The organism is Hafnia paralvei ATCC 29927 (assembly GCF_001655005.1).
Taxonomy (GTDB): Bacteria; Pseudomonadota; Gammaproteobacteria; order Enterobacterales; family Enterobacteriaceae; genus Hafnia; species Hafnia paralvei.
This window is the reverse complement of sequence record NZ_LXET01000010.1, coordinates 36,101-62,813: the sequence shown is the minus strand read 5'-3', so window position 1 is coordinate 62,813 and position 26,713 is coordinate 36,101. Positions and strand designations below refer to the sequence as shown.

Genomic DNA, 26,713 nt, shown 5'->3' with positions numbered 1-26,713 from the left:
TATTAAAAACACTAGCGTAAATAATCGAGCAGATAGCTCTACTTTCTGTCACCGATAATCTAAGGCAATAAGATTCTATTATCTAGATGTAAAAAGTTTATAAAACGTTAAATTAATTAACCATTCTGTTCTGCATAAGGAAATGTTTAGCATGAAAAAAAAACCAATACATAAAATACTGCTTGTAAGCACTTTATGTGTATCCAGCTTAGTAGCCAGTGGTTGTTCACAAAAAAATCCATACGCACACACGGGAAACGAATACATCATTGGCGCAATGCAGCCTCAGCTAGCAGTGAATACTCAGGCCAGTCCGATGACCGTGGACCATAATAAATATCCAACCTATACGGAAAACAGTGTCAAATCTGTCGCTCAAGAACCCATCTCTACGTTTAGCGCCGATGTTGATACTGGCAGTTACACCATGATGCGCAGTTTATTGAATAGAGGAACATTGCCGCCGTCTGATTCTATACGTTTAGAAGAATGGCTTAATTACTTCCATTATAATTACCCTAAGCCGGTCGATAACTCGCCGTTTAGCGTCGCCACCGAGATTGCGCCAACCCCTTGGAACGCGCACTCGAAGCTGTTACGTATTGCCATTAAGGCAACCGACATAAACGCAACGGCATTGCCACCCGCCAATCTGGTGTTTTTAATAGATGTATCCGGCTCTATGAGTGACGAAGATAAGTTACCGCTAGTAAAAAACTCGCTGAAATTATTGGTTAATAAAATGCGCGATCAAGATAAAATATCTATCGTCATTTATTCAGGCGAAACAAAAACAGTTTTGCCACCGACCTCTGGTAAAGATAAATCAGATATTCTCTCTGCTATCAACCAGCTAAGTGCTGGCGGCAGTACTGCGGGCGGTTCTGGAATTGACTTGGCCTACCAAATGGCTGAAAAAGGATTCATTAAAAATGGGATCAACCGTATTTTCTTAGCCACCGACGGCGACTTTAACGTTGGTGTCACTGATACTCACCAGTTGGAAGAGAAAATAAAGAAGAAGTCTAAAAATGGTATTAACCTAACCACGTTAGGATTTGGTCAAGGAAATTATAACGATTCGCTCATGATGCATATTGCAGACGTCGGCAATGGTAATTACGCCTATATAGACAGTATGCAAGAGGCGCAAAAAGTACTGGTTGAGCAACTGAGTTCAACCATGAGCGTGGTCGCAAACGATCTTAAACTACAAGTTGAATTCAATCCGCAGCAGGTCAAAGAATACCGTTTATTAGGGTATGAAAAACGCCTACTCAACCAAGAAGACTTTAGCAATGATAAAGTGGATGCCGGAGATATTGGTGCAGGACATACGGTCACGGCCTTATATGAAATTATTCCAGTAGGGGAAAAAGGCTGGCTAGAGAAGTCTCGCTATCAGCATAATACGCCATCCTCTGATATAAAGAACAACGAGCTCGCCCTGCTGCGCATTCGGTATAAAGAGCCAACGCTGCAAAAAAACAAAGACGCGGACGTATCATCAGAAATCAGAAATGATTCAAAATTGATTGAAATCCCGCTCACAAAATCACAGATAAAATCATCGTTGTCGCAAGCCAGTGATGACTTCCGCTTTGCTAGCGCCGTTGCAGCATTGGCACAACAGCTAAAAAATAACGGGCGTTATACGGGAGCGTTTAGTATCGATGACACCATAAATCTGGCTCGTGATGCAAAGGGGGATGATTCATTAGGCCTGCGCGCCGAGTTTATCCAGATTGCGACTTTAGCGAAAAATCTTTCATCGACTGAGAAATAATTAGTCGGAAAACCCATCATATAGCTGGGTACGGCTTCAACTATGACGATATAAAAATCCACCGACTATGCTGGTGGATTTAACATATTACTTAAAGCTAACTAAACTATTTGCTCGTTATTATTACGTCTAGATGATGATTTGAAACGCTAGGTGAACGCCTAGCCCTATCATTATCGGCTAGAGATGAGATCGCCTTTTTATCTGAGCCAATAGACCTCGCAAAAATGCTGCAAAAAAGGGGAGGCCAAAGCCTAATTCTGATCGTTTAAGAGATCGAGATACACGGGGCTAGCACACCGCGGGGCGCTCCGGCAGCTAAAGCTGCTACGACCCCATCGGTGTACTTCCCCTAAAATCACGCTTAAGTGACCAGCATTCGCCGAATGCCTCCCTTTTAATCTCATTTGATGCAAATCAGACCGCAGTCTGGAAAATCACACCATCTGCTTTTTCAGTGTACTGTTCCAGCTTGTCAAAGTTCAGGTAACGGTAGGTGTCTACCGCAGTTTTATCCACCTGCTCCATGTACTGCTGGTACTCTTCAGGGTTCGGCAAACGCCCTAACAGCGAAGCAACCGCCGCCAGTTCAGCCGAAGCCAGATACACATTCGCCCCTGTCCCTAAACGGTTCGGGAAGTTACGCGTAGACGTTGAAACCACGGTTGCGCCATCTGCCACGCGAGCTTGGTTCCCCATACACAGCGAGCACCCAGGAATTTCGACACGTGCCCCGCTCTTACCGAAGATGCTGTAGTAGCCCTCTTCCGTCAGCTGTGCTGCATCCATCTTGGTAGGTGGAGCCACCCATAGACGCGTTGGCAGTTGGCCCTTGTGACCATCCAATAGTTTACCCGCCGCACGGAAATGGCCGATGTTAGTCATGCAAGAACCGATGAAGACTTCATCGATCTTCTCGCCAGCCACGTCAGACAGCAGACGCGCATCATCCGGATCGTTTGGCGCACACAGAATTGGTTGTTTGATATCAGCAAGATCGATGTCGATCACTGCGGCATATTCTGCATCGGCATCGCCTTCCAACAGTTGTGGATCGGCCAACCATTTTTCCATTCCCTGAATACGACGCTCTAAAGTGCGACGATCGCCGTAGCCTTCCGCAATCATCCACTTCAGCAACACGATGTTAGAACTGAGATATTCAGTAATCGGCGCCTTATCCAGTTTGATGGTACAGCCCGCCGCAGAGCGCTCTGCAGAAGCATCCGCCAGTTCAAACGCCTGCTCAACCTTCAGTTCTGGTAAGCCTTCAATTTCCAGAATGCGTCCTGAGAAGATATTTTTCTTACCTTTCTTCTCAACGGTCAGCAAGCCTTGCTGAATCGCATAGTAAGGAATGGCATGAACCAAATCGCGCAGGGTAATTCCCGGCTGCATTTTGCCTTTAAATCGAACCAGTACAGACTCCGGCATGTCCAGAGGCATCACACCCGTCGCAGCAGCAAACGCCACTAAGCCAGACCCTGCAGGGAAAGAGATCCCAATAGGGAAACGAGTATGGGAGTCACCGCCCGTACCCACCGTATCTGGCAGCAGCATACGGTTCAACCATGAGTGAATAATACCGTCACCTGGACGCAGTGATACACCGCCACGGTTCATAATGAAATCGGGCAACGTATGGTGCGTCGTGACGTCTACCGGCTTAGGGTAAGCCGCAGTATGGCAAAATGACTGCATGACCAAATCGGCTGAGAAGCCCAAGCAGGCCAAGTCTTTCAATTCATCACGAGTCATTGGGCCAGTGGTATCCTGAGAACCTACGGAGGTCATCTTCGGCTCACAGTACTGTCCAGGACGAATACCTTTGGTTCCACAGGCACGCCCCACCATTTTCTGCGCTAATGAGAAACCTTTACCGCTATCTGCTACCGGTTTAGCAATACGGAATACTTCACTCTGTGGCAGGTTTAGCGCCTCACGTGCTTTGGTTGTTAAACCACGGCCGATGATCAACGGAATACGCCCACCGGCGCGAACTTCATCCAGCAGTACTTCGGTTTTCAGCTCAAACTCGGCCAACAGCTCATTGGTTTCGTGATGACGGACTTCACCTTTATAAGGGTAAATATCAATCACATCGCCCATGTTTAGCTTAGACACATCAACTTCGATTGGCAGTGCGCCCGCATCTTCCATGGTATTGAAGAAAATCGGTGCAATTTTACCGCCAAGAACGACCCCGCCAGCGCGTTTGTTTGGCACATGAGGAATATCATCCCCCATAAACCACAATACGGAGTTAGTCGCTGATTTACGTGAAGAGCCGGTTCCGACGACATCCCCCACATAAGCTAAAGGGAAACCTTTTTTGTTCAGCAACTCAATTTGTTTAATTGGACCAACGCTACCCGGCTGATCAGGAACGATACCTTCACGTTCGTTTTTCAACATTGCCAAGGCATGGAGAGGAATATCAGGACGTGACCAAGCGTCCGGAGCTGGAGACAGGTCATCGGTGTTAGTTTCACCGGTCACTTTAAATACGGTGACGGTGATTTTCTCGGCTAATTCAGGACGTGATAAATACCAGTCAGCGTCTGCCCAAGATTTCAGTACCTGCTGAGCATACTCATTCCCTGCTTTGGCTTTCTCTTCCACATCGTAGAAGTTATCAAACATCAGCAAAGTGTGTGACAACGCTTTAGCGGCGATTGGAGCCAGTTTAGTATCATCGAGAGCGTTAATCAGAGGATGGATATTATAACCGCCCTGCATGGTGCCAAGCAGCTCAACGGCTTTTTCTGGAGAAACCAGAGGAGAGGTTGTTTCGCCTTTCGCCACGGCGGCAAGAAAACCGGCTTTAACATAGGCCGCTTCATCAACGCCCGGTGGCACACGATTAATCAAAAGATCTAACAGGAATTCCTCTTCACCCGCCGGTGGCGATTTCAGTAATTCCACCAACCCAGCCATTTGCGTCGCATCCAGTGGTTTAGGAACCACGCCTTCTGCCGCACGTTCAGCAACGTGCTCGCGATATTCTTTTAGCACGACTTTATCCTCGCTCTCATTGTTGGAGTCATTATGTGTGCAGAGGGTGTGTTGCGTAGTGCGTTTCCAACGTTGGCATCTGAGCGATAACCCACTACGGAACACACCCACCACCGGGTCACTGGTAAGTCAGATATCTTTGGAACGTTATCCTACGCTCCGAAAGAACAAGACCTTTCTTTCGTTAAGGTCTTCATAGGTAGAGTACCCGGTTATGCCCGTCCAGCATATCAGGATTTAACGCGGTTGTTAAACTGTTCACATAAAAGCAACATAGATATAGCATGAAGCAAATTCTTACCTTTCTACGACAGTATTAAATTCCAAAAACTGATAAATATTGATCTGTTCTAGGATCTAGTCGCCTATTTTTTCGCTATGATCCTCTATCGTTGTAAGCAGGTGCAGGATGCGAAATGAAGTTCAAAAGGAAATCAAAAACTTTTTATCTTACGGTGCTACAAATTGCCTCGGTATTACTGGCAATTGCGGCGCTGTTTTATCTGATTGATAGCTCGCAGACTCAATATTTAGTGCTCAATGGTGATCATTTAACGCGCACTGATTTAGACAGTGGCACCATGGTTTGGGGGATGAACTTCTTCCTATTTGCACTCATCGTTGGCGTGCTTCTGTTCACTGCAGCCTTTTTTATCGGATTCAAAGACGATTAGCCCGCCAAAAAACAGTTCCACCTCTGCGTACTTAAACCGGTTCTGAAAAAATCGCCCTCAGTCAGCTTCATTACTGGTTGTATATATCGTAAAAAAAACGGCTCCCTAAGTTAGGGAGCCGTTTAGCAATTTCAGCGCATTAAACGCAAAAACTTATTTCTTTTTCGCTTTCGGGTTAGGCAAGTCAGTGATGCTACCTTCGTAGATCTCTGCGGCTAAACCAACGGATTCATGCAGCGTTGGGTGAGCATGGATAGTCAGCGCGATGTCTTCAGCGTCACAGCCCATCTCGATTGCCAGACCGATCTCACCTAACAGCTCGCCGCCGTTAGTACCCACAATCGCACCACCAATAATGCGGTGAGATTCTTTGTCAAAGATCAGCTTAGTCATACCGTCAGCACAATCGGAAGCGATAGCACGGCCAGAAGCAGCCCACGGGAAGGTGGAGGTTTCGTAGCTGATGCCTTTTTCTTTCGCTTCTTTCTCGGTCATACCAACCCAGGCAACTTCTGGCTCGGTGTAAGCGATTGAAGGAATGACCTTCGGATCGAAGTAATGCTTCATACCTGCGATAACTTCAGCGGCAACGTGGCCTTCGTGAACACCTTTGTGCGCCAGCATTGGCTGACCCACGATGTCACCAATAGCAAAGATATGAGGCACGTTAGTACGCAGCTGTTTGTCGACATGAATAAATCCACGCTCGTCAACTTCAACGCCTGCTTTACCTGCATCCAGCTGTTTACCGTTAGGTACACGGCCGATAGCAACCAGAACGGCATCATAACGCTGTGGCTCAGCCGGCGCTTTCTTACCTTCCATCGTAACGTAGATGCCATCTTCTTTGGCTTCAACCGCCGTCACTTTGGTTTCCAGCATCAGGTTAAATTGCTTGCTGATACGCTTGGTAAACACTTTCACCACGTCTTTGTCAGCAGCAGGAATGACCTGATCAAACATTTCAACCACATCAATCTGAGAACCCAGCGCGTGGTAAACGGTCCCCATTTCCAGACCGATGATACCACCGCCCATCACCAGTAGACGCTCTGGGACTGATTTCAGCGCCAGCGCATCCGTTGAATCCCAAACGCGTGGGTCTTCATGTGGAATGAATGGCAGTTGAATTGGACGAGAGCCCGCAGCGATAATTGCGTTATCAAAGTTGATCACGGTTTTACCGTTCTCACCTTCAACTTCCAGAGTGTTAGCGCCGGTAAATTTGCCCAGACCGTTAACCACTTTGACTTTACGACCTTTAGCCATCCCAGCCAGACCGCCGGTCAGCTGAGTAATGACTTTTTCTTTCCAGACACGGACTTTATCGATGTCAGTTTTCGGCTCACCGAAAACGATGCCGTGTTCAGCCAATGCTTTGGCTTCTTCAATCACTTTCGCTACGTGCAGCAAAGCCTTAGAAGGGATACAACCGACGTTCAAACATACGCCACCCAAGGTGGAATAACGTTCAACGATGATGGTTTCTAAACCTAAATCCGCGCAACGGAAAGCCGCAGAGTAACCTGCTGGGCCCGCCCCAAGTACCACGACCTGAGTTTTAATTTCAGTACTCATCATGACCTCTTTATTGTTTGTCCGGCGGGTGCGACATCATCCATATTGATAACATCACTGCCAACGTCATTGTTTGGCTCACAACCTGTATATCCTCGGGAATATTACCCACGGATATGGAGAGTCATTCATAACGCCCATCGACCACCGGGACGCTCGTACTGCCCATAGTTTACAAAAATGTTAACAATTCTGTAAAGCTTTGATCGGGTGACGAAAGTCTCACTATCCAATGCTGAACCGTATTAGCACCAGCATTGGCGCACTTGAAGAAAAAAGCCGGCCGTTTGGCCGGCTTTTGGGGTTACATCACTAGGCGACGAATGTCTGACAGCATGTTATTGATGATGGTGATAAAGCGAGCACCATCAGCACCGTCAATCACGCGGTGGTCGAAGGAAAGAGACATTGGCATCATCAGACGCGGAGTGAACTCTTTACCATTCCAAACCGGTTCCATCGCAGACTTGGATACACCCAGAATAGCCACTTCAGGCGCGTTAACGATTGGCGCGAAGTGAGTCGTCCCGATACCACCAAGGCTGGAGATGGTGAAGCAGCCGCCCTGCATTTCGCCCGCGGTCAGCTTACCGTCACGCGCTTTCTTAGAAATGGCCATCAGTTCGCGAGACAGTTCAGTGATGCTCTTCTTGTTCACATCTTTGAAGACTGGAACAACAAGACCATTTGGCGTATCAACAGCAACACCGATGTTGATGTATTTTTTCAGCGTCAGCTTCTGACCATCTTCAGACAGAGAGCTGTTGAAACGTGGCATCTGCTCAAGCGCTGCCGCCACGGCTTTCATGATGAACACAACTGGGGTGAATTTCACGTCCAGCTTACGCTTAGCGGCTTCCTCGTTCTGCTGCTTGCGGAACGCTTCCAGATCGGTGATATCAGTTTTGTCGAAGTGCGTAACGTGCGGGATCATGACCCAGTTACGGCTCAGGTTAGCACCAGAAATTTTCTGGATACGCCCCATTTCCACTTCTTCGATTTCACCAAACTTGCTGAAGTCCACTTTCGGCCATGGCAGCATGCCTGGCAGACCGCCGCCGGTTGCAGCAGCAGGTGCAGATTCAGCACGTTTAACCGCGTCTTTCACGTACGCCTGAACGTCTTCGCGCAGGATACGACCTTTACGGCCAGAACCTTTAACTTTCGCCAGATTCACACCAAATTCACGCGCTAAGCGACGGATAACCGGTGTTGCGTGGACATAAGCGTCGTTCTCAGTAAACTCGCCTTTAGATTCAGCTTTAGCGGCTGAAGCTGGCGCAGCTTTCTGTTCCTGTTTAGCTGGAGCAGATTCCTGTTTCGCAGCGGTGTTGGTAGACGTCGCGGCTGCGGGTGCCGCGCCTTCCACTTCAAAGGTCATGATAAGCGAGCCGGTTTTCACTTTGTCGCCGGTCGCAATCTTGATCTCTTTGACCACGCCCGCAAACGGAGCTGGGACTTCCATAGAGGCTTTATCGCCTTCTACGGTGATCAGTGACTGCTCAGCGGCAACTTTATCGCCGACTTTCACCATCACTTCAGTCACTTCAACTTCGTCGCCGCCGATATCTGGAACTTCGACGTCTTTAACCGCTGATGCGCCAGCTGAAGCTGCAGGTGCCGCAGCCTGAGCAGGGGCAGAAGTCGCAGGCGCAGCGCCGGCCACTTCAAAGACCATAATCAGAGAACCCGTTTTCACTTTATCGCCGGTGGCAATCTTGATCTCTTTAACCACGCCCGCAAATGGAGCTGGCACTTCCATAGAGGCTTTATCGCCTTCTACGGTGATTAGAGACTGTTCTGCTTCAACGGTATCACCGACTTTCACCATCACTTCGGTGACTTCAACTTCGTCAGCGCCGATGTCTGGAACTTCAACATCTTTTGCCGCAGCGGCAGCCGCCGGAGCTGGTGCAGCTGATTTCTCTTCCGCTTTAGCTGGCGCAGCAGCGGCTGCACCCTCGGCTTCAAAGATCATGATCAGTTTGCCGGTTTCGACTTTATCGCCCACGGAAACTTTGATTTCTTTAACCACACCGGCCTGCGGCGATGGGACTTCCATGGAAGCCTTGTCACCTTCAACGGTGATCAAAGACTGTTCTGCTTCCACTTTATCGCCCACTTTCACCATCACTTCGGTGACTTCAACTTCATCAGCACCGATGTCCGGTACATTAATTTCGATAGACATTCTTCTGTACCTCTTATGCCAGACGCGGGTTAACTTTTTCTGGGTTGATATCGAATTTCTTAATGGCATCAGCAACAACAGATGCTTCGATTTCACCGCGTTTAGCCAATTCACCCAGTGCAGCAACCACAACGTAAGAAGCATCAACTTCAAAGTGGTGACGCAGGTTTTCGCGGCTGTCTGAACGACCAAAGCCGTCAGTACCCAGTACGCGATAATCGCTGGCTGGAACGTAAGTACGAACCTGTTCAGCGAACAGCTTCATGTAGTCGGTAGACGCAACCGCTGGAGCATCGTTCATCACTTGAGCGATGTACGGTACGCGTGGAGTTTCGGTTGGGTGCAGCATATTCCAACGCTCACAGTCCTGACCATCACGAGCCAATTCGGTGAAGGATGTTACGCTGTAGGTGTCAGAACCCACGCCGTACTCTTCAGCCAAGATCTTAGCCGCTTCACGTACGTGACGCAGGATAGAACCTGAACCCAGCAGTTGAACCTTACCTTTGCTACCTTCCAGAGTTTCCAGTTTGTAGATACCTTTACGGATACCTTCTTCTGCACCCTGCGGCATTGCCGGCATGTGGTAGTTTTCGTTCAGCGTAGTGATATAGTAGTAAACGTTTTCTTGCGCTTCGCCGTACATGCGCTCCAAGCCGTCATGCATGATGACTGCAACTTCGTAAGCGTATGCTGGATCGTAAGAAATACAGTTAGGGATAGTCAGAGACTGAATATGGCTATGGCCATCTTCATGCTGCAAACCTTCACCGTTCAGGGTTGTACGACCTGAAGTCCCGCCGATCAGGAAGCCACGAGCCTGCTGGTCACCCGCTGCCCAGCACAGGTCGCCGATACGCTGGAAACCAAACATGGAGTAGTAGATGTAGAACGGAATCATTGGCAGATCGTTGGTGCTGTAAGACGTTGCCGCCGCCAGCCAAGATGATGCTGCACCCAGTTCGTTGATACCTTCCTGCAGGATCTGACCTTTTTCGTCTTCTTTATAGTAAGCAACCTGCTCACGGTCCTGAGGCGTATACTGCTGACCGTTCGGGCTGTAGATACCGATCTGACGGAACAGGCCTTCCATACCAAAGGTACGCGCTTCATCGGCGATGATTGGAACCAGACGATCTTTGATCGACTTGTTCTTCAGCATCACGTTCAGGGCACGAACGAAAGCGATGGTGGTAGAAATTTCTTTGTTCTGCTCTTCCAACAGAGAACCGAAGTCTGACAGAGCAGGCATTTCCAGTTTCTCGGTGAAGTGAGTCAGACGCGTTGGCAGGTAACCTTGCAGCGCCTGACGACGCTCGTGCAGGTACTTGGACTCTTCAGAATCTTTATCGAAGGTAACGTATGGCAGTTTTTCGATATCAGCATCAGCAACTGGCACGTTGAAACGATCACGGAACTGGCGCACGCCGTCCATGTTCATTTTCTTAACCTGGTGAGCGATGTTTTTACCTTCAGCGGTGTCACCCATGCCGTAACCTTTAACGGTGTGAGCCAGAATAACCGTCGCTTGACCTTTGGTTTCTTTCGCTTTTTTCAGTGCTGCGTAGACTTTCTTAGGATCGTGACCACCACGGTTCAATGCCCAGATCTCGTCATCGCTCATGTCTTTAACCAGAGCGGCGGTTTCAGGGTAACGACCGAAGAAGTGCTCACGAACATAAGCGCCATCTTTGGATTTGAAGGTCTGGTAGTCACCGTCCAGCGTTTCGTTCATCAGTTGGATCAGTTTACCGCTGGTGTCTTTACGCAGCAGCTCATCCCAACGACCGCCCCAGATAACCTTGATCACGTTCCAGCCAGCGCCTGCGAAGATGCCTTCCAGTTCGTTAACGATTTTGCCGTTACCGGTGACTGGGCCATCCAAGCGCTGCAGGTTACAGTTGATGATGAAGCACAGGTTGTCCAGTTTTTCACGAGTTGCGATAGTGATCGCACCTTTAGATTCTGGCTCATCCATCTCACCGTCGCCCAAGAAAGCGTAAACGGTTTGTTCAGAAGTATCTTTCAGGCCACGGTGTTCCAGATATTTCAGGAATTTAGCTTGATAGATTGCACCGATTGGGCCCAAGCCCATTGATACGGTTGGGAACTGCCAGAATTCAGGCATCAATTTAGGATGCGGGTAAGAGGACAGGCCTTTACCGTGAACTTCCTGACGGAAGTTATTCATCTGTTCTTCAGTCAGGCGACCTTCAAGGAAGGCACGAGCATAAACGCCCGGAGAAATGTGGCCCTGGAAGTAAACCAAATCGCCGCCGTCTTTTTGGTTACGCGCGCGGAAGAAGTGGTTAAAGCAGACTTCGTATACCGTTGCGGAAGACTGGAAAGAAGCCATGTGGCCACCCAGCTCCAGATCCTTTTTCGATGCACGCAGAACGGTCATGATCGCGTTCCAACGAATCGCTGAACGGATGCGGCGTTCCAGCTCCAGGTTACCTGGGTACGCAGGTTCGTCTTCTACCGCGATGGTATTGACGTAGTTGCGGCTGGTCGCTCCGGTAGGCAGATTGACTCCACCTTTACGGGCTTCACCCAATACTTGATCAATCAGGTACTGAGCGCGCTCTACACCTTCTTCACGGATGACCGATTCGATCGCCTGCAGCCAGTCGCGGGTTTCGATCGGGTCCACGTCATTGTTTAAACGTTCTGACATGGTGGTATTCCTTATCTGTCTAATGGTTTGTCAGGAGCCTGTCTTCGTGTGTTTTCTTCATGTAGGAAAAAACACGAAGACAGGCCCAATCAGGGTTTAGTTGCCTAGTGGTGTTGCAATAAAACGGACTATCAGAGGGCTAAGCTCTCATAATCCGTTTTTAATCCTTGCGTTGCTGGAGTCGACGCAATGACCGCTCACGGCGGCTGTGCTCTCGATTAAGCTCCAGCAAAATATCCTCAATAAATGCCAGATGGCGGTGTGATGCTTCGCGAGCTTTCTCTGGCTCACGGGCCACTATCGCCTCAAAAATGCTGGCACGATGGTCGTTTACCTTTGCCAACATTTCACGGCGTGAGTAAAGCAACTCAAAGTTCTGTTTAACGTTTTGTTCCAGCATGGGCGCCATGCAGCGCAGCAAATGCAAAAGAACCACGTTGTGTGCAGCTTCGGTCACTGCGACCTGATACTGCATAACCGCATCGGCTTCGGCGTCTAAATCGCCGCTCTGCTGCGCCTCTTGGATAACCACATGGCACGCGCGAATGCGGGTGAAATCTTCGTCTGTGCCACGCAGTGCTGCGTAATAAGCCGCAATACCTTCCAGCGCATGACGAGTTTCAAGTAAATCGAATTGTGATTCTGGATGGTCTGCCAGCAGTTCAGCTAACGGATCGCTGAAGCTCTGCCAGAGGTTTGTTTGAACGAAGGTACCGCCTCCCTGACGACGCAACAGCAATCCTTTTGCTTCTAGGCGCTGTATCGCCTCTCTTAATGAAGGTCGAGACACATCAAACTGTTTCGCCAGCTCACGCTCAGGAAGAAGTTTCTCTCCGGGACGCAGAGTGCCTTCCAGAATCAGATATTCCAGTTGCTGTTCGATGACATCTGATAATTTAGGTTGACGAATTTTGCTGTAGGCCATGTCGCTCTTATCTTCTCTGCGAGTGCTTCTTCTTTATTGGCGTTCTCTTGTTTTGAGTATTCGCAAGCCGCTTAAAATCTCTGCGAGTGGCGCAAAGTCAATTGGTAATACCAATTTCAAAAACGTGACGCTAAAGTAACAAAGTATTCACCTGCTGTCCATACAGGCTTTGATTGAAATCATGAAAGCGAGCATTTTTTAACAAAGTCACTCAAACAACACAGCAATACTATAACTGTAACGTGGTAATACCATTTACTAGCCCTAAGGGTATTTTAACTTTATTGAAACCTAAACACACCCAAGCTGAAGCGTTAAAGCTGCATGAAAACTGCATATAAATTCATTATCATGCATTTTTATTTGGTTTGGGTTGGCATCATTGATGCTAATTCCTTGAAGATAAATATGTTACGAGCGATAGGTAAAATTAAGTAAAGAAGGCTGAGGGAGATAACATCATTTAGAAACCGTCGAATGGTATTGGATAAGATCCAATCAATTGGCAACTCCCCTCCTTGGCTTAAGGTATACCTCGAGTCGGCACTTTTTTTTTGTAAAATTTAAGTCTTTTTTCGGTTACTTCGCCGATTTCCTCTAAAGCGTCTATTTTATAAACAATGCTCAATTCTTCTTACTGCTCATGCAAAAGTGCATCGAACCATTGATGTGATCTGTATCGGCGTTTGGCATTATAAATTTGGTGCATTTTCTTTCGCTTATCATTATTCTCCATCCATTGGTAGCCGATGAGACAAATCTATCGGATGCCTGTTGTAAACAATAAATTACACACTTCGTATTTTAATTATTACAAATGACAGCAACGGTGAGCCAGAAGTGAATATCGGCTGGCGTATTTAGAGGATAAGAGACATGAGTGACCAGCAACATCGCGCTCAGCCGCAGGGTGACCAACTGAAAAGGGGATTGAAAAATCGCCATATTCAGCTCATTGCACTGGGTGGTGCTATCGGCACCGGGCTATTTTTAGGTATCGCGCAAACCATCAAAATGGCTGGCCCATCCGTTATTCTGGGTTACGCAATTGGAGGCTTCATCGCCTTCTTAATCATGCGCCAATTAGGTGAAATGGTCGTTGAAGAGCCAGTAGCAGGTTCTTTTAGCCACTTTGCCTATAAATATTGGGGTAACTTCGCGGGGTTTGCTTCCGGCTGGAACTATTGGGTGCTCTACGTTTTAGTCGCGATGGCTGAACTTACTGCTGTCGGTATTTATGTCCAATACTGGTTCCCTGATATTCCCACCTGGGTCTCCGCTGCGGTCTTCTTCCTTGCCATTAATGCCATTAACCTTGCCAACGTCAAAGTGTATGGTGAAATGGAATTCTGGTTCGCCATCATTAAAGTCGTGGCAATTATCGGCATGATCGTCTTCGGTGCATGGCTGTTACTCAGCGGCCATGCGGGGCCAGAAGCAACTGTGACCAATCTGTGGGAACAAGGCGGCTTCTTCCCGAACGGTATCATGGGACTCGTCATGGCCATGGCGGTGATCATGTTCTCCTTTGGTGGTCTAGAGCTGGTCGGGATCACCGCCGCTGAAGCTGATAATCCAGAGAAAAGTATTCCAAAAGCGACCAATCAGGTTATCTATCGTATCTTGATTTTCTACATTGGTTCCTTGTCTATTCTGCTGTCACTCTACCCTTGGGGCAAAGTGGTCGAAGGCGGAAGCCCATTTGTAATGATTTTCCACGAATTGGACAGCAACGTGGTTGCTACCATCCTGAACATTGTTGTTCTTACCGCGGCACTGTCTGTTTATAACAGTTGTGTCTATTGCAACAGCCGTATGCTGTTCGGTCTGGCTAAGCAAGGCAACGGCCCTAAAGCGCTGCTGAAAGTGGATGCCCGTGGCGTACCCGTGGTTGCCATTGGTTTGTCTGCGGCGGCAACGTTACTGTGCGTGCTGATCAACTACGTAATGCCGGGGAAAGCCTTCGAACTCCTCATGGCTCTGGTGGTTTCTGCTCTGGTCATCAACTGGGCGATGATCAGTCTGGCGCACCTTCGTTTCCGTGCGGCCAAAAATCGTGAGGGCGTAGTACCTAAGTTTCAGGCCTTCTGGTATCCATTTGGCAACTACCTATGCTTGGCGTTCCTCTGCGCCATCCTCGTTATCATGTATTTCACGCCAGGAATTCAGATTTCCGTTCTGTTAATTCCCGTTTGGCTAATTATTCTGGGTATTGGTTATGCGATAAAACAGCGTAACCAGCGCAACGCTCAAAGCGTATCCAGTCACTCTTAGCTTGAGTAATGAATCAAACAAAGCCTCCGCAAATCGGAGGCTTTGTTTTTCCAGTAAGACGTTTCCGCCCCCTATCGCCAAATTGTTACCCTGCTCACAATTCCAATCCAGTAGCACATTAATCCATCTCGCCAGCTAAACCTTTACCCATAGAATCAAGCCTCGTAAGCACATAATCCTCATTAAGATAGCTAAAAATTTTCTATATGAGGAAGCTAGCCATGAACGAAAACAAACTCTCGATAACAGAAAAAATCGGGTACGGAATGGGAGACGCTGGCTGCAACATGATCGGTGGCGCGATCATGATGTTCCTGAGCTATTTCTATACCGACGTCTTTGGCTTAACTCCAGCATTAGTGGGGGTGCTACTGCTTTCGGTACGCGTACTGGATGCGGTAACCGATCCGATTATGGGCGCGATAGCCGATCGAACCCAAACTCGATGGGGGCGTTTTCGTCCTTACCTGCTGTGGATATCATTCCCTTACGTCATTTTTAGCGTACTGATGTTTACCACCCCAGAGTGGACATACAACAGCAAGGTTATCTACGCTTTTGCAACTTACTTTCTTATGTCCCTCACCTATACCGCAATTAATATTCCCTATTGTTCGCTGGGCGGCGTCATTACCGCCGATCCTAAAGAGCGCGTTTCCTGTCAATCCTATCGCTTTATCATGGTTGGCGTCGCTACGCTGATCCTCTCCTCAACCCTATTGCCAATGGCTGACTGGTTTGGTGGTGAGGACAAAGCCAAAGGCTATCAAATGGCGATGGGGGTATTAGCGCTGATTGGCCTGTGTATGTTCCTGTTTTGCTTTGCCACGGTACGTGAACGAATTAAACCTGCGGTTCCCAGCAACGATGCACTCAAACAGGATTTGCGTGACGTGTGGAAAAACGATCAGTGGGTACGTATTTTATTGCTCACATTTTGCAACGTCTGCCCTGGTTTTATTCGTATGGCGGCAACCATGTATTACGTGGTGTGGGTGATGGAAAAAAGCACCCACTTCGCCACAATGTTTATCAGCCTTGGTGTTATTGGCATGATGTTCGGCAGCGCCCTAGCAAAACCGCTAACCGACCGCTTCTGTAAACTCAAGGTCTTCTTCTGGACCAATATCGTGCTAGCCATTTTCTCCTGTAGCTTCTATTGGGTAAACCCACACGCCACAACGCTGGTTTTGGTACTCTATTTCTTACTCAATATTCTGCATCAATTACCTTCGCCTCTACATTGGTCGCTGATGGCCGACGTCGATGACTACGGAGAATGGAAAACGGGTAAGCGCAGCACCGGTATTAGTTTCTCCGGTAATCTGTTCTTCCTGAAAGTCGGATTAGCTGTCGCTGGCGCAATGGTGGGGTTCTTGCTTTCTGCATACGGTTACGACGCCGGTGCAGCACATCAGAGTGAAACCGCTATCGGTGGGATTATCTTGCTGTTTACCGTCATCCCCGGTGTGGGTTACTTGATTACCGCCGGAGTGGTTCGCTTACTGAAAGTCGATCGCGCAATGATGATTAAAATCCAGAGCGACTTGGCCAAGCGTCGTGAAAATTATCATGAGCTGAATGAACTCATCGATGCCAAGCAGGCAAAACCAAACACCATCTAATTCATTGAAATATCAATTGATATAGCGAAATAACTATAACGGAGCTAGAGATGACGACTTTTCCCAATCCACTCATTGAGCAACGAGCCGATCCCTATATCCATTTGCATCAGGATGGCTGGTATTACTTTATTGCCTCGGTACCGGAATACGATCGCTTAGAACTCCGCCGTGCTCAGACCTTAGAGCAATTAGCAGAAGCCGAACCCACCACAATATGGCGCAAACCAGAAAGCGGTCCGATGAGCCATCTCATTTGGGCTCCAGAACTGCATTTCATCAACGGACAATGGGTTATCTATTTTGCTGCCGCCCATTCCCCTGAAATCAAAGATGGCTTATTCCAGCACCGCATGTTTGCACTCACATGTGATGAACCAAATCCGCTAAATGGAAAGTGGATCGAGCGAGGCAGAGTCGTCACGCCGCTGGATACGTTTTCGTTAGATGCCACCAGCTTTGAGTACCAAGGAAAGCACTATTATCTCTGGGCACAGAAAGATCCCGATATTAGGGGTAACTCCAACCTTTATCTCGCAGAGCTCGAAACGCCATGGTCGATCAAAGGCCATCCGGTAATGTTAACAAAGCCCGAGTTTGACTGGGAAATTCAAGGATTCTGGGTCAATGAAGGCCCTGCGGTCATTCGTCACGGTGATAAGATCTTTGTCACCTACTCCGCTAGCGCCACCGACGAAAACTACTGTATGGGGCTATTATGGGCCAAAGAAGGTGTCAATATTTTAGATGCTAGCGCATGGCATAAAGTCGATAAACCTGTGTTTAGCACCGCCAGACACCATCGTCAGTTCGGCCCTGGGCATAATAGTTTTACGCGCACTAAAGAGGGCCAAGACGTATTGGTTTATCACGCACGCAACTACACCGCGATTGAAGGCGATCCGTTGTATGATCCTAATCGCCACACTCGCATCAAAATTTTTCATTGGGATGAGAAAGGCATGCCGGTGTTTGGGGAACCGCTAGCAGATAATAGGTAAAAATCACATTCGTTCTTTCTCTATACTGAATTTACGACAGGTTTCGTCCGCCAGTTATCATGAGTGTTTCCATGTAACGAGTAGCGTAGGCGGACGAAACCTGACACTACCTACATCAGCGCCCCATAAATCGTCAGTAATGCCACAACCACCAGCAATACCATCGTGATTTTCCGTGCTAAAGTCACCGCCGCTCGCGGTGTTTTAATCGGGTCTAAATGCGGCTCTCTCGCCAAAGAGAACTGAGCTAAATTAGTCAAGACTTGATATTGAGAGGTGTGAACATCACCCAGTGAAGCCAACCATGCAGGTAGTGCTCTCTCACCATGCCCTAACAGCGCATAGGTTACTCCGGCCAAACGCACAGGAATCCAGTCCAACCAATGGAGCACTAAATCCACACCGGATTGCGCCCGTAATAAAGGGGATTCCTGACGAGTTAACCAAGTTTGATAAGCACGCAGCATTGCATAACCCGCTAAAGCGACAGGACCATAAGGCCCCGCGACCACAAACCAGAACAACGGCGCTAAATAGAACCGAAAATTAATCCAAACCAGCGCATTCTGTAACTCACGCAAACGCACATCAGGAGTGCAATCTGTAGGCAGACCGTGAATTAAAGCTAATTCGGTCGCCATTTGATCGGTCGCGTGCTCATCACCTTTACGAGCCGCCACTAGGTACGCGCGGTAATGCTTGCGGATCTCCCCAGCACCAATACAAAACAACGCAATAATAATCCATAGGACTAAGGACAACACGCCAAAGAACATACCGTGAGCTGCCCACAAAACCACGAAGACCACCGCCATCCAAATGATAGTCATCAACAGCGTTTTAGCTAATGACACACCAGAACCTAAACGGAACAAAGGCTCAAAACGATGATCTATTTGCCAATGATGACCGAGCTTAAACAAACGCTCCCACGCCAAAACCAATAACAGCGAAAACAGAGTCATGAATCTTAACTCCCTATTTTTTATTTATTTTTAGTGTAATGACTTAACATCTCACGATAATCATCCCAGAAAAACATAGGGCCGGGATCGGTTTTTCTTCCCGGAGCAATATCACTATGTCCTGTCACTCGCTGGGGCGTTATCGGATATTCTTTCATCAGTAATGCGCTAATTTCTGCCAACTTACGGTATTGCTCAGGTTCGAATGGCTGAGTGTCCGTTCCTTCCAATTCAATACCGATTGAAAAATCGTTACAACGCTCACGACCTTCAAAACGAGAGACGCCAGCATGCCATGCGCGGCGATTAAACGGCACATATTGAATAATTTGGCCATCACGACGAATCAGGCAATGAGCCGATACTCGTAAATGCTGAATTTCAGCAAAGAAAGAGTGATCTTCCGCCCGCAAAGTCCCCGTAAATAGCTGGCTAATATAAGGGCCGCCAAACTCTCCCGGTGGGAGGCTAATATTGTGCACCACTAACAGTGACGGTTCTTCACCATCTGGGCGGTCATCAAAATGAGGAGAGGGTACGCGCTCGACTCCTACAATCCAGCCGTCTTCTAATCGCATTTATTACAGATACTCCTGACTGCGTTGATTTACATCGATACCAGCAACAGAGTAGCATGATTATTCTTTATACTTGGACCTATATCAACAGTCTAAGCCTATGGGCCTTAGGCCATCTTCTGCTACTTTCGGAGTTTTTATTATGCCGACACGTCGCTACAGTGCCGATGCGCGCCGAGCCGAGTTGTTAGAACGTATTGAAAACGATATTCCTTACTCTGTCTCTAACGCCTTACGCGAAGATCTCGGTGGCGAAGTGGATGCTGATCGTGATATCTCCGCTCAGTTGCTGCCAAGTGATAAACAGGCCACCGCAACGATCATTACGCGTGAAGCCGGCATTTTTTGCGGCGTGCGCTGGCTGGAAGAGGTTTTTCTTCAGCTCGGGCACAAAGTCACCGTTGAATGGCAGGTAAAAGATGGTGACGCTTTAGTGCCAAATCAATGCCTTTGTAAACTCACTGGGCCCGCACGAATCTTGCTCACAGGCGAACGCACCGCGTTAAACTTTTTACAAACGCTGAGTGGCGTATCTACAACGGTAAATCACTACGTGCAAATTCTGGCTGGGACTAAAACGCGTTTGTTGGATACCAGAAAAACCATTCCTGGCATGCGTACCGCACTCAAATATGCGGTGCTATGCGGCGGCGGTAGCAACCATCGTTTAGGCCTGTCTGATGCATTCTTAATTAAAGAGAACCACATCATTGCGGCAGGCTCCATCAAAAAAGCGGTCGAACAGGCATTCTGGATGCATACGGATGTGCCGGTCGAAGTGGAAGTTGAATCCATCGATGAACTGAAAGAAGCGCTAGACGCAGGCGCAGACATCATCATGCTGGATAATTTCACCACCGACATGATGCGCGAAGGCGTTGCGCTGACCGGCGAACGGGCACTTCTGGAGGTTTCGGGCAATGTAACCGATGAAACCCTGCGTGAGTTTGCAGAAACCGGTGTCGATTTCATTTCCGTCGGCGCGTTAACCAAACATATTCGCGCACTCGATCTTTCTATGCGCTTCCAGTAGCTTCATTTTCACCCCGCCATATTGCGAGAGGCTTCGCACTAAGGCGGGTAACATTGCAACATTCATTAATCCCTCATCAAGCCCCTTTCCAATCTTGCGATACACCGCTTGGTAACCGCATCCGTTCATTGCATGCTGCGCCGCATCCATCAGCGGAGATATCTCATGAACAATGCCCCAACAACGATACTCAACTTCAACCAACAAAGTGGATTTACGCTAATCGAATTAATGGTTGTTATTGCCATTATTGCCATCCTCAGCGCAGTCGGGATACCGGCCTATCAAAGCTACATCCAAAAAGCGGCGATGACCGACATGCTACAAGCCATGATGCCCTATAAAACCGCCGTAGAATTATGTGCGCTTGAACAAGGGAGTCTCACTGAATGTAATATTGGTGCCAACGGGATCCCACCCAATAAAAGCACCACTTATGTGAGTAGCCTTAATGTTTCTCAAGGAACGATTGCTGCAATCGGATTGCAGGCACTACAAGGACTAACCGCAACACTTACACCAAAGCTAGATAGCTCTACGGGCGATCTTAACTGGCAAAAAAACTGTCAGGTTTCCGGCGGCAATGCGTCGTTGACTACCGCCTGCGAACAGGTCCTACGCTTTCCGTCGGTGGGAGATAGTCAATGACCCCCACGCGTCATGAACAGCTATGCCAGCAGTTTGGTTGTGTGGTGATTAGCGAAGATATGCAAACGATTCAAATTGCTGGACGTGATACCAACGCCCCCAGCAAATTGACAGATGCCATCAAGTTTGCGACGGGAAAATCTGTCGTTTGGCACAGCTGGAGCCCTGCACAGTTAGAGTCTGCCATTCAAAATCATACGGCCCCCTCGGGTCCTACTGAAGATGACTCCAGAGTCATGCAACGACTCGAACATATTCTAACGCAGGCGGTTAAGCGCAGAGCCTCTGATATCCACTTAGAGCCAAACGCCCGCGGTTTAAGCGTTCGATTGCGTATTGACGGCGTTTTGCAAGAGCTCCCCATCGCAAGCGGGGCCGAAACGCTACGTATAATTCCTCGGCTAAAAGTGATGGCTGAGCTGGACATAGCGGAACGTCGTCTGCCGCAGGATGGGCAGTTATCAGCCACGATAAATACGCAAAACGTCACCTTTCGTATTTCAACCCTGCCAACCCGCCTCGGGGAAAAGGTGGTATTACGGCAAGTGCAGGAAGGCGCTCAGCCTTTTGAACTGGATAGCTTAGGCTTCGAGCCCGATGCACTACGCAGTTTTAAACAGGCTTTAGAAAAACCGCAGGGGCTTATTTTAGTCACCGGACCAACAGGCAGTGGTAAAACGGCCACGCTGTATAGCAGCCTTAACTCTCTACGATCGTCTGAGATCAATATTTGCAGCGTTGAAGATCCGATAGAATCCCCCTTGGAGAGCGTTAATCAAACCGCAATTAATTCCAAGGCGATGCTAGATTTCACCGCGGTTCTGCGCGCCCTTCTACGCCAAGATCCAGACATCATCATGATTGGTGAAATCCGCGATGCCGAAACCGCTAATATCGCGGTGAATGCTGCACAAACGGGCCATCTGGTGTTATCTACGCTGCACACTAACTCAGCCTGCGAAACGCTAGTCCGTCTATCACAGCTCGGCGTCGCACCCTATCTTATCGCAGCCAGCCTTAGCCTCGTGATTGCCCAGAGATTAGTCCGCAAGCTGTGCTTGCACTGTCGCCAATTAGACCACTCCCCGCAGACACTCATTCCGGAAGGATGGCCGCAGGATGAATTTCACCATTGGCGCGCCGTTGGCTGCGAACATTGTTTCAACGGCTATTATGGCCGTAGGGCGGTGTATGAAGTTTTACCGATATCCAGCACAATTCAACAAGCGGTGTTAGCTCAAGCATCCGCAATGCAAATACAGACGCTAGCACAGCGTCAGGGCAGTATTTCACTGTGGGATTCTGGGCTCCAGTTAGCCCACCGAGGGAAAACGACGCTTTCTGAAATTATCCGAGTCCTTGGCGGCCATTTTGGTGAAAAATAGATGAATTACACTCTCTATGCTTGGTTAGCATTAGATGCTCAACAGCAATTACAAAAAGGTCTCTCTCTGGCAGAACACAAAGATCAGGCTCTTGCTCAACTGCATGCACAGGGATTATCACCGCTAAAATTGCAGCAGCAATATCATTTCCGTTCTTTGACGTGGAAAAATAACGATCGTATTCGCTATATTGAACAGTTAGCGACCCTGCTACATGCCGGATTACCTTTGGCAAAGTGTCTAACGTTACTGGCAGAGGACCATCCATTGCGCCATTGGCAATGTTTGTTGCAACGTTTAGCTAGCCAAATCAATAACGGCATTCCTCTGTCGGAAGCCATGATGGACTACTCCAGCATCTTTCCCCCCGTCTATGGAAAGACCATTGCGACCGCAGAACTCACAGGAAGGTTGGATGAAAGCTGTTTGGCATTATCTGAACAGCAAAAGCGCCAGGTCGAGCTCAAAGCTAAAATTGTCAAAGCGCTACGCTATCCCGCATTATTGTTAAGCGTTACGGTAATCGTCATTGCAATCATGCTAGTTTGGGTTCTCCCTCAGTTTGCCGAACTGTATAAAAATTTTAATGCGCCACTGCCTCATTTTACCCGTCTATTGATGGCCTGTTCTGAGACACTTATCCATCATGCACCGCTGTTTATTGGCCTTCTCCTCTCTATCGCTCTCATATCGACATATCGCTACCGGCGTTCAGTTCAGCTAAGAATTCGGATCCAGCGCTCCCTGCTGCATTTACCTATCATTGGCCGGCTGATCACGATGGCTAATCTCAGCCAGCTGTTTTATAGCCTTGCCATGACCCAACAAGCAGGATTGCCTTTGCTGAAAGGGTTAGAGAATGCAGCGCAGGCGCAGCAGAACCCTATCTTTAGGTTGGCCGTCGAAGCGGTAATTGAAAATTTGCATCAGGGAGAGGCGCTTAGCTTAGCGATAAAGCAGCAGAGCGTATTTCCATCGCTGTGTTTTCAGCTAATACGAGTCGGTGAAGAGTCAGGTAGGCTCGACCAAATGATGTCGCGTTTAGCACAGCATTATCAATATCAAGCAAATAGCCTGAGCGATACGCTATCGCAGATGATTGAACCAATAATGATGACGGTGATGGGAGTTATCGTTGGTGGACTGGTTTTGGCAATGTATCTACCTATTTTCCAGTTAGGCGGAATCATGTAGCCCAAATAAAAACAGCCATCCTGAATAAACCGAATGGCTGCCTAGATAAAACGATAGACTTAGTTGGAGCCGTACACGCGGTTCTCCTGCTCAGCCACGCGGATGAACGTCGTACGTTTAGTCAGCTCTTTCAGACGCTCAGCGCCCACATAGGTACAGGCTGAACGCAGACCGCCCAAAATATCACGAACAGTGTTATCGACTGGGCCACGCAAGGGTAGACGCACCGTTTTACCTTCTGCTGCACGGTAGCCAGCAACGCCGCCTACATGGCGGTTCATCGCAGATTCAGAGCTCATACCATAGAACAGCATGAATTTGTCGCCGCTTTCATCTTCAACGATACGACCTTCGCACTCGTCATGCCCTGCCAGCATCCCGCCCAACATCACAAAATCGGCGCCGCCGCCAAACGCTTTAGCAACATCACCCGGTACGGTACAACCGCCGTCAGAAACAATTTGTCCGCCCAGACCATGGGCAGCATCAGCACATTCAATAACGGCAGACAGCTGAGGATAACCCACACCGGTTTTTACACGCGTGGTACATACAGACCCTGGACCGATACCGACTTTCACAATATCTGCGCCAGACAGGATCAACTCTTCAACCATTTCCCCAGTCACGACGTTCCCCGCACAGATCACTTTGTCTGGGCAAGCTTCACGCGCCTTACGTAGGAATGCAACGAAATGCTCAGAATAGCCGTTAGCGACATCGATGCAGATAAATTTTAGAGAGGGAGATAGCGCCAGAATCTGTTTCATTTTCTGGAAGTCAGCTTCAGAGGTTCCGGTTGAAACCATGACATGACGCAGAACGCTTTCAGAAGAACGCTGAACGAACGCCTGCCACTGCTCTACGCTATAGTGTTTGTGTACTGCGGTGAGAACATCGAAAGAAGCGAGTGCTTCAGCCATGCGGAAAGTGCCTACGGTGTCCATATTGGCTGCGATAACCGGAACGCCGGACCACTTCCATCCTGAATGCTTAAAGGTGTACTCACGCTCAAGCTCAACTTCGGAGCGACTCTTCAGCGTTGAACGCTTAGGGCGGATCAGGACATCTTTAAAGCCTAACTTCAGATCTTCTTCAATACGCATGTGTTTGGTTTCCTGGTTAACGGCGACGATTCGCAGGGAATGCAATCATGCAAACGTTTGGTTATTACATGACGCCAGTTCCAGTGACGTTATCATACGCAAGAATTCCATATCGGCAAGACTGCTTTTTCATCAAAATTTAGGTTACACTCCTACAAATTTATCCAATTCTGCCAACCCCATCTGCATCACATTTCTTCACCGCCAAGCGGGAATTTTCTGCCTCCACCTGTTTTTGTCTCAAAATAAACAGAGTCAATAAGATCCTTGCTTGCACTTGGCGCTAAGACCATTATGATTCGCATGTCATTTATTTCTCTCATCCATTGTGGGTGAATTTAAAGGTTAACCAACCGGCATTATTTGGCTAATCAGCTATGTAAAGGTGGCGTGATGACTTACATCGTGGCATTAACTGGGGGGATCGGCAGTGGTAAAAGCACTGTTGCGGAGGCGTTCAATCAATTGGGCGTTCCTGTGGTTGATGCAGACATCATTGCCAGACAGGTTGTCGCTATCGGCGCTCCAGCGCTGCAAAAAATTGCTGAGCACTTTGGCCCAGAGATTTTACAAAATGATGGTGCCCTCAACCGAGCGGCTTTACGAGAAGTTATTTTTAATCAGCCACAGGAAAAACAGTGGCTTGATGGTCTACTCCATCCTTTGATTCATCTAGAAACTCAACGTCTGCTGGCTGCGATTGTTGCCCCCTATGCCCTGTGGGTCGTCCCGCTACTGGTTGAAAATGGGCTATCTAAACGAGCACACCGCGTATTGGTCGTTGACGTCGATCCAGACGTGCAGCTTCAACGCACTATGGCTCGCGACGGCATTTCTCGCGAACAGGCCGAGAACATTTTGGCAGCACAGGCAACGCGCGCCCAACGCTTGGCCTGTGCTGATGATATTATTGAGAACAGCGGCAGCCCTGAAACCATCGCTCCGCGCGTTGCCTCACTGCATCGTCATTATTTGAGTTTGGCGGCAGCGACCCAACAGGATCCACACCATGAGTGATACATCTACTACTGTTTTGTTTGAACATCCGCTAAATGAAAAAATGCGTACTTGGCTACGGATTGACTTTTTACTTCAACAATTACAGCAACATAGACATCTTCAAGATATCACTGGCGCACTGGCTTTTTTTCGAACCACCTCTGATTTACTCGATGTTCTCGAGCGTGGCGAAGTTCGCACCGAGTTACTAAAAGAACTCGAACGACAGCAACGTAAACTGTTGCAATGGACTGAGGTTCCCGGTGTCGATCAGGAGATGATCCGCCAGTTACGCAGTCAATTGAAGAATCAGGCCGCAACCCTGATGGCGGCACCGCGCATCGGCCAGCAACTACGTGAGGATCGCCTAATCGCCTTGGTTCGTCAACGCTTGGGGATCCCTGGCGGCTGCTGTAGTTTTGATCTGCCAACACTGCACATTTGGCTTCATCAGCCGCAAGACGTTCGCGATGAGTTGGTGGATTCTTGGCTGACATCCCTCGAGCCGTTATCTGCAACCTTGACGTTGATCCTAAGCCTGATCCGTAATTCTGGCGTTTTCAAACCGATGATCAGCCTGAATGGTTTTTATCAAGACAATGCTGAAGATGCAGACCTGCTACGGATGAACATCGCGCTAGATTTACAGGTTTATCCGCAAGTGTCCGGGCATAAAACTCGGTTTGCGATCCGCTTCTTACCGCTTGATAGCGAACACGGCGTTGTTCCAGAGCGTTTGAAGTTTGATCTGGCCTGCTGCTAAAAATGCATCAAAGGTTCGCAAGGCAGAAACAGTGCACGTGAACCAAGAAAGGAAAAATGAAATGACAGATGAAATTATGACGGTGAACTGCCCGATCTGTGGCAAATCCGTAGTCTGGGGCGAGCAAAGTCCTTATCGACCATTTTGCTGCAAACGCTGCCAATTGATTGATTTAGGCGAATGGGCGGATGAAGAGAAACGAATTCCGAGCAATCCTGATCTCTCAGAAAGCGATGATTGGAGTGAAGAACAGCAATAAGCGCATCGCTGGCTCTTCTTATAGATAGCGCAGAGCA

General features: G+C 48.4%; 20 protein-coding genes. 12 read left to right on the top strand and 8 right to left on the bottom strand.

Annotation, left to right across the window (positions count from 1 at the left end; all coding sequences use genetic code 11):
- The first annotated feature begins 151 nt into the window (after nt 1–151).
- Nucleotides 152–1,786: a vWA domain-containing protein gene (locus tag M988_RS03730; RefSeq protein ID WP_064572894.1), complete on the top strand. Its 1,635-nt coding sequence runs from the start codon at nt 152–154 to the stop codon at nt 1,784–1,786.
- A 417-nt stretch (nt 1,787–2,203) separates the two neighbouring features.
- Here the strand turns inward: M988_RS03730 and acnB are convergent, their stop codons facing one another.
- On the bottom strand, nt 2,204–4,801 hold the full coding sequence (acnB, locus tag M988_RS03725) for a bifunctional aconitate hydratase 2/2-methylisocitrate dehydratase (protein WP_064572892.1): 2,598 nt from the start codon (nt 4,799–4,801) through the stop codon (nt 2,204–2,206).
- A 416-nt stretch (nt 4,802–5,217) separates the two neighbouring features.
- Here acnB and M988_RS03720 point away from each other — a divergent pair, with 416 nt between their 5' ends.
- On the top strand, nt 5,218–5,475 hold the full coding sequence (locus tag M988_RS03720) for a hypothetical protein (protein ID WP_008814574.1): 258 nt from the start codon (nt 5,218–5,220) through the stop codon (nt 5,473–5,475).
- Nucleotides 5,476–5,628: 153 nt separating this feature from the next.
- Here M988_RS03720 and lpdA read toward each other — a convergent pair whose 3' ends face one another.
- The 4 genes from lpdA to pdhR all read right to left on the bottom strand — a co-directional run bounded on the left by lpdA (nt 5,629) and on the right by pdhR (nt 12,846).
- Nucleotides 5,629–7,053: a dihydrolipoyl dehydrogenase gene (lpdA, locus tag M988_RS03715; protein WP_020303577.1), complete on the bottom strand. Its 1,425-nt coding sequence runs from the start codon at nt 7,051–7,053 to the stop codon at nt 5,629–5,631.
- Nucleotides 7,054–7,357: 304 nt separating this feature from the next.
- Nucleotides 7,358–9,244 (bottom strand): pyruvate dehydrogenase complex dihydrolipoyllysine-residue acetyltransferase, encoded by a 1,887-nt coding sequence (gene aceF, locus M988_RS03710; RefSeq protein WP_064572889.1) that lies wholly within the window; start codon nt 9,242–9,244, stop codon nt 7,358–7,360.
- A 13-nt stretch (nt 9,245–9,257) separates the two neighbouring features.
- A complete protein-coding gene (gene aceE / locus M988_RS03705; RefSeq protein ID WP_008814576.1) occupies nt 9,258–11,921 on the bottom strand; it encodes a pyruvate dehydrogenase (acetyl-transferring), homodimeric type in 2,664 nt (887 codons plus the stop codon).
- Between the two features lie 160 nt (nt 11,922–12,081).
- On the bottom strand, nt 12,082–12,846 hold the full coding sequence (gene pdhR / locus M988_RS03700) for a pyruvate dehydrogenase complex transcriptional repressor PdhR (protein ID WP_004094492.1): 765 nt from the start codon (nt 12,844–12,846) through the stop codon (nt 12,082–12,084).
- Nucleotides 12,847–13,722: 876 nt separating this feature from the next.
- Between pdhR and M988_RS03695 the strand changes: the two genes are divergently transcribed.
- From M988_RS03695 to M988_RS03685, 3 genes are all read left to right on the top strand, one after another.
- A complete protein-coding gene (locus M988_RS03695; protein WP_039190149.1) occupies nt 13,723–15,120 on the top strand; it encodes an amino acid permease in 1,398 nt (465 codons plus the stop codon).
- Nucleotides 15,121–15,341: 221 nt separating this feature from the next.
- Nucleotides 15,342–16,745 carry a glycoside-pentoside-hexuronide (GPH):cation symporter gene (locus tag M988_RS03690; RefSeq protein ID WP_064572884.1) on the top strand — a complete coding sequence of 468 codons (1,404 nt, stop codon included), beginning with the start codon at nt 15,342–15,344 and terminating at the stop codon, nt 16,743–16,745.
- Between the two features lie 50 nt (nt 16,746–16,795).
- The gene (locus M988_RS03685; protein ID WP_064572882.1) at nt 16,796–17,746 is read left to right on the top strand and encodes a glycoside hydrolase family 43 protein; all 951 of its coding nucleotides are present in this window, start codon (nt 16,796–16,798) and stop codon (nt 17,744–17,746) included.
- 110 nt (nt 17,747–17,856) lie between these two features.
- On the opposite strand, the gene ampE is transcribed toward M988_RS03685, so the two are convergent.
- The gene (gene ampE / locus M988_RS03680; RefSeq protein ID WP_064572880.1) at nt 17,857–18,711 is read right to left on the bottom strand and encodes a beta-lactamase regulator AmpE; all 855 of its coding nucleotides are present in this window, start codon (nt 18,709–18,711) and stop codon (nt 17,857–17,859) included.
- A gap of 20 nt (nt 18,712–18,731) precedes the next feature.
- On the bottom strand, nt 18,732–19,289 hold the full coding sequence (gene ampD, locus M988_RS03675; protein WP_039190156.1) for a 1,6-anhydro-N-acetylmuramyl-L-alanine amidase AmpD: 558 nt from the start codon (nt 19,287–19,289) through the stop codon (nt 18,732–18,734).
- Nucleotides 19,290–19,431: 142 nt separating this feature from the next.
- Between ampD and nadC the strand changes: the two genes are divergently transcribed.
- The 4 genes from nadC (at nt 19,432) to hofC (ending at nt 23,549) form a co-directional block, all read left to right on the top strand.
- On the top strand, nt 19,432–20,322 hold the full coding sequence (nadC, locus tag M988_RS03670; protein ID WP_008814582.1) for a carboxylating nicotinate-nucleotide diphosphorylase: 891 nt from the start codon (nt 19,432–19,434) through the stop codon (nt 20,320–20,322).
- Between the two features lie 165 nt (nt 20,323–20,487).
- On the top strand, nt 20,488–20,970 hold the full coding sequence (gene ppdD / locus M988_RS03665; protein ID WP_064572877.1) for a prepilin peptidase-dependent pilin: 483 nt from the start codon (nt 20,488–20,490) through the stop codon (nt 20,968–20,970).
- Entirely contained in the window at nt 20,967–22,355 is a 1,389-nt protein-coding gene (gspE, locus tag M988_RS03660) for a type II secretion system protein GspE (protein WP_064572875.1), read from the top strand. Before ppdD ends, gspE begins: the two co-directional genes overlap by 4 nt.
- Nucleotides 22,356–23,549, top strand: coding sequence for a protein transport protein HofC (gene hofC, locus M988_RS03655; RefSeq protein WP_064572873.1), 1,194 nt, complete (start codon nt 22,356–22,358; stop codon nt 23,547–23,549).
- A gap of 59 nt (nt 23,550–23,608) precedes the next feature.
- Here hofC and M988_RS03650 read toward each other — a convergent pair whose 3' ends face one another.
- On the bottom strand, nt 23,609–24,655 hold the full coding sequence (locus M988_RS03650; protein ID WP_039190166.1) for a GMP reductase: 1,047 nt from the start codon (nt 24,653–24,655) through the stop codon (nt 23,609–23,611).
- 393 nt (nt 24,656–25,048) lie between these two features.
- Here M988_RS03650 and coaE point away from each other — a divergent pair, with 393 nt between their 5' ends.
- The 3 genes from coaE (at nt 25,049) to yacG (ending at nt 26,676) form a co-directional block, all read left to right on the top strand.
- Nucleotides 25,049–25,672 (top strand): dephospho-CoA kinase, encoded by a 624-nt coding sequence (gene coaE, locus M988_RS03645; protein WP_020303575.1) that lies wholly within the window; start codon nt 25,049–25,051, stop codon nt 25,670–25,672.
- Nucleotides 25,665–26,417: a cell division protein ZapD gene (gene zapD / locus M988_RS03640; protein ID WP_004094527.1), complete on the top strand. Its 753-nt coding sequence runs from the start codon at nt 25,665–25,667 to the stop codon at nt 26,415–26,417. Before coaE ends, zapD begins: the two co-directional genes overlap by 8 nt.
- 61 nt (nt 26,418–26,478) lie before the next feature.
- A complete protein-coding gene (gene yacG, locus M988_RS03635; protein WP_008814588.1) occupies nt 26,479–26,676 on the top strand; it encodes a DNA gyrase inhibitor YacG in 198 nt (65 codons plus the stop codon).
- Nucleotides 26,677–26,713: the final 37 nt, after the last annotated feature.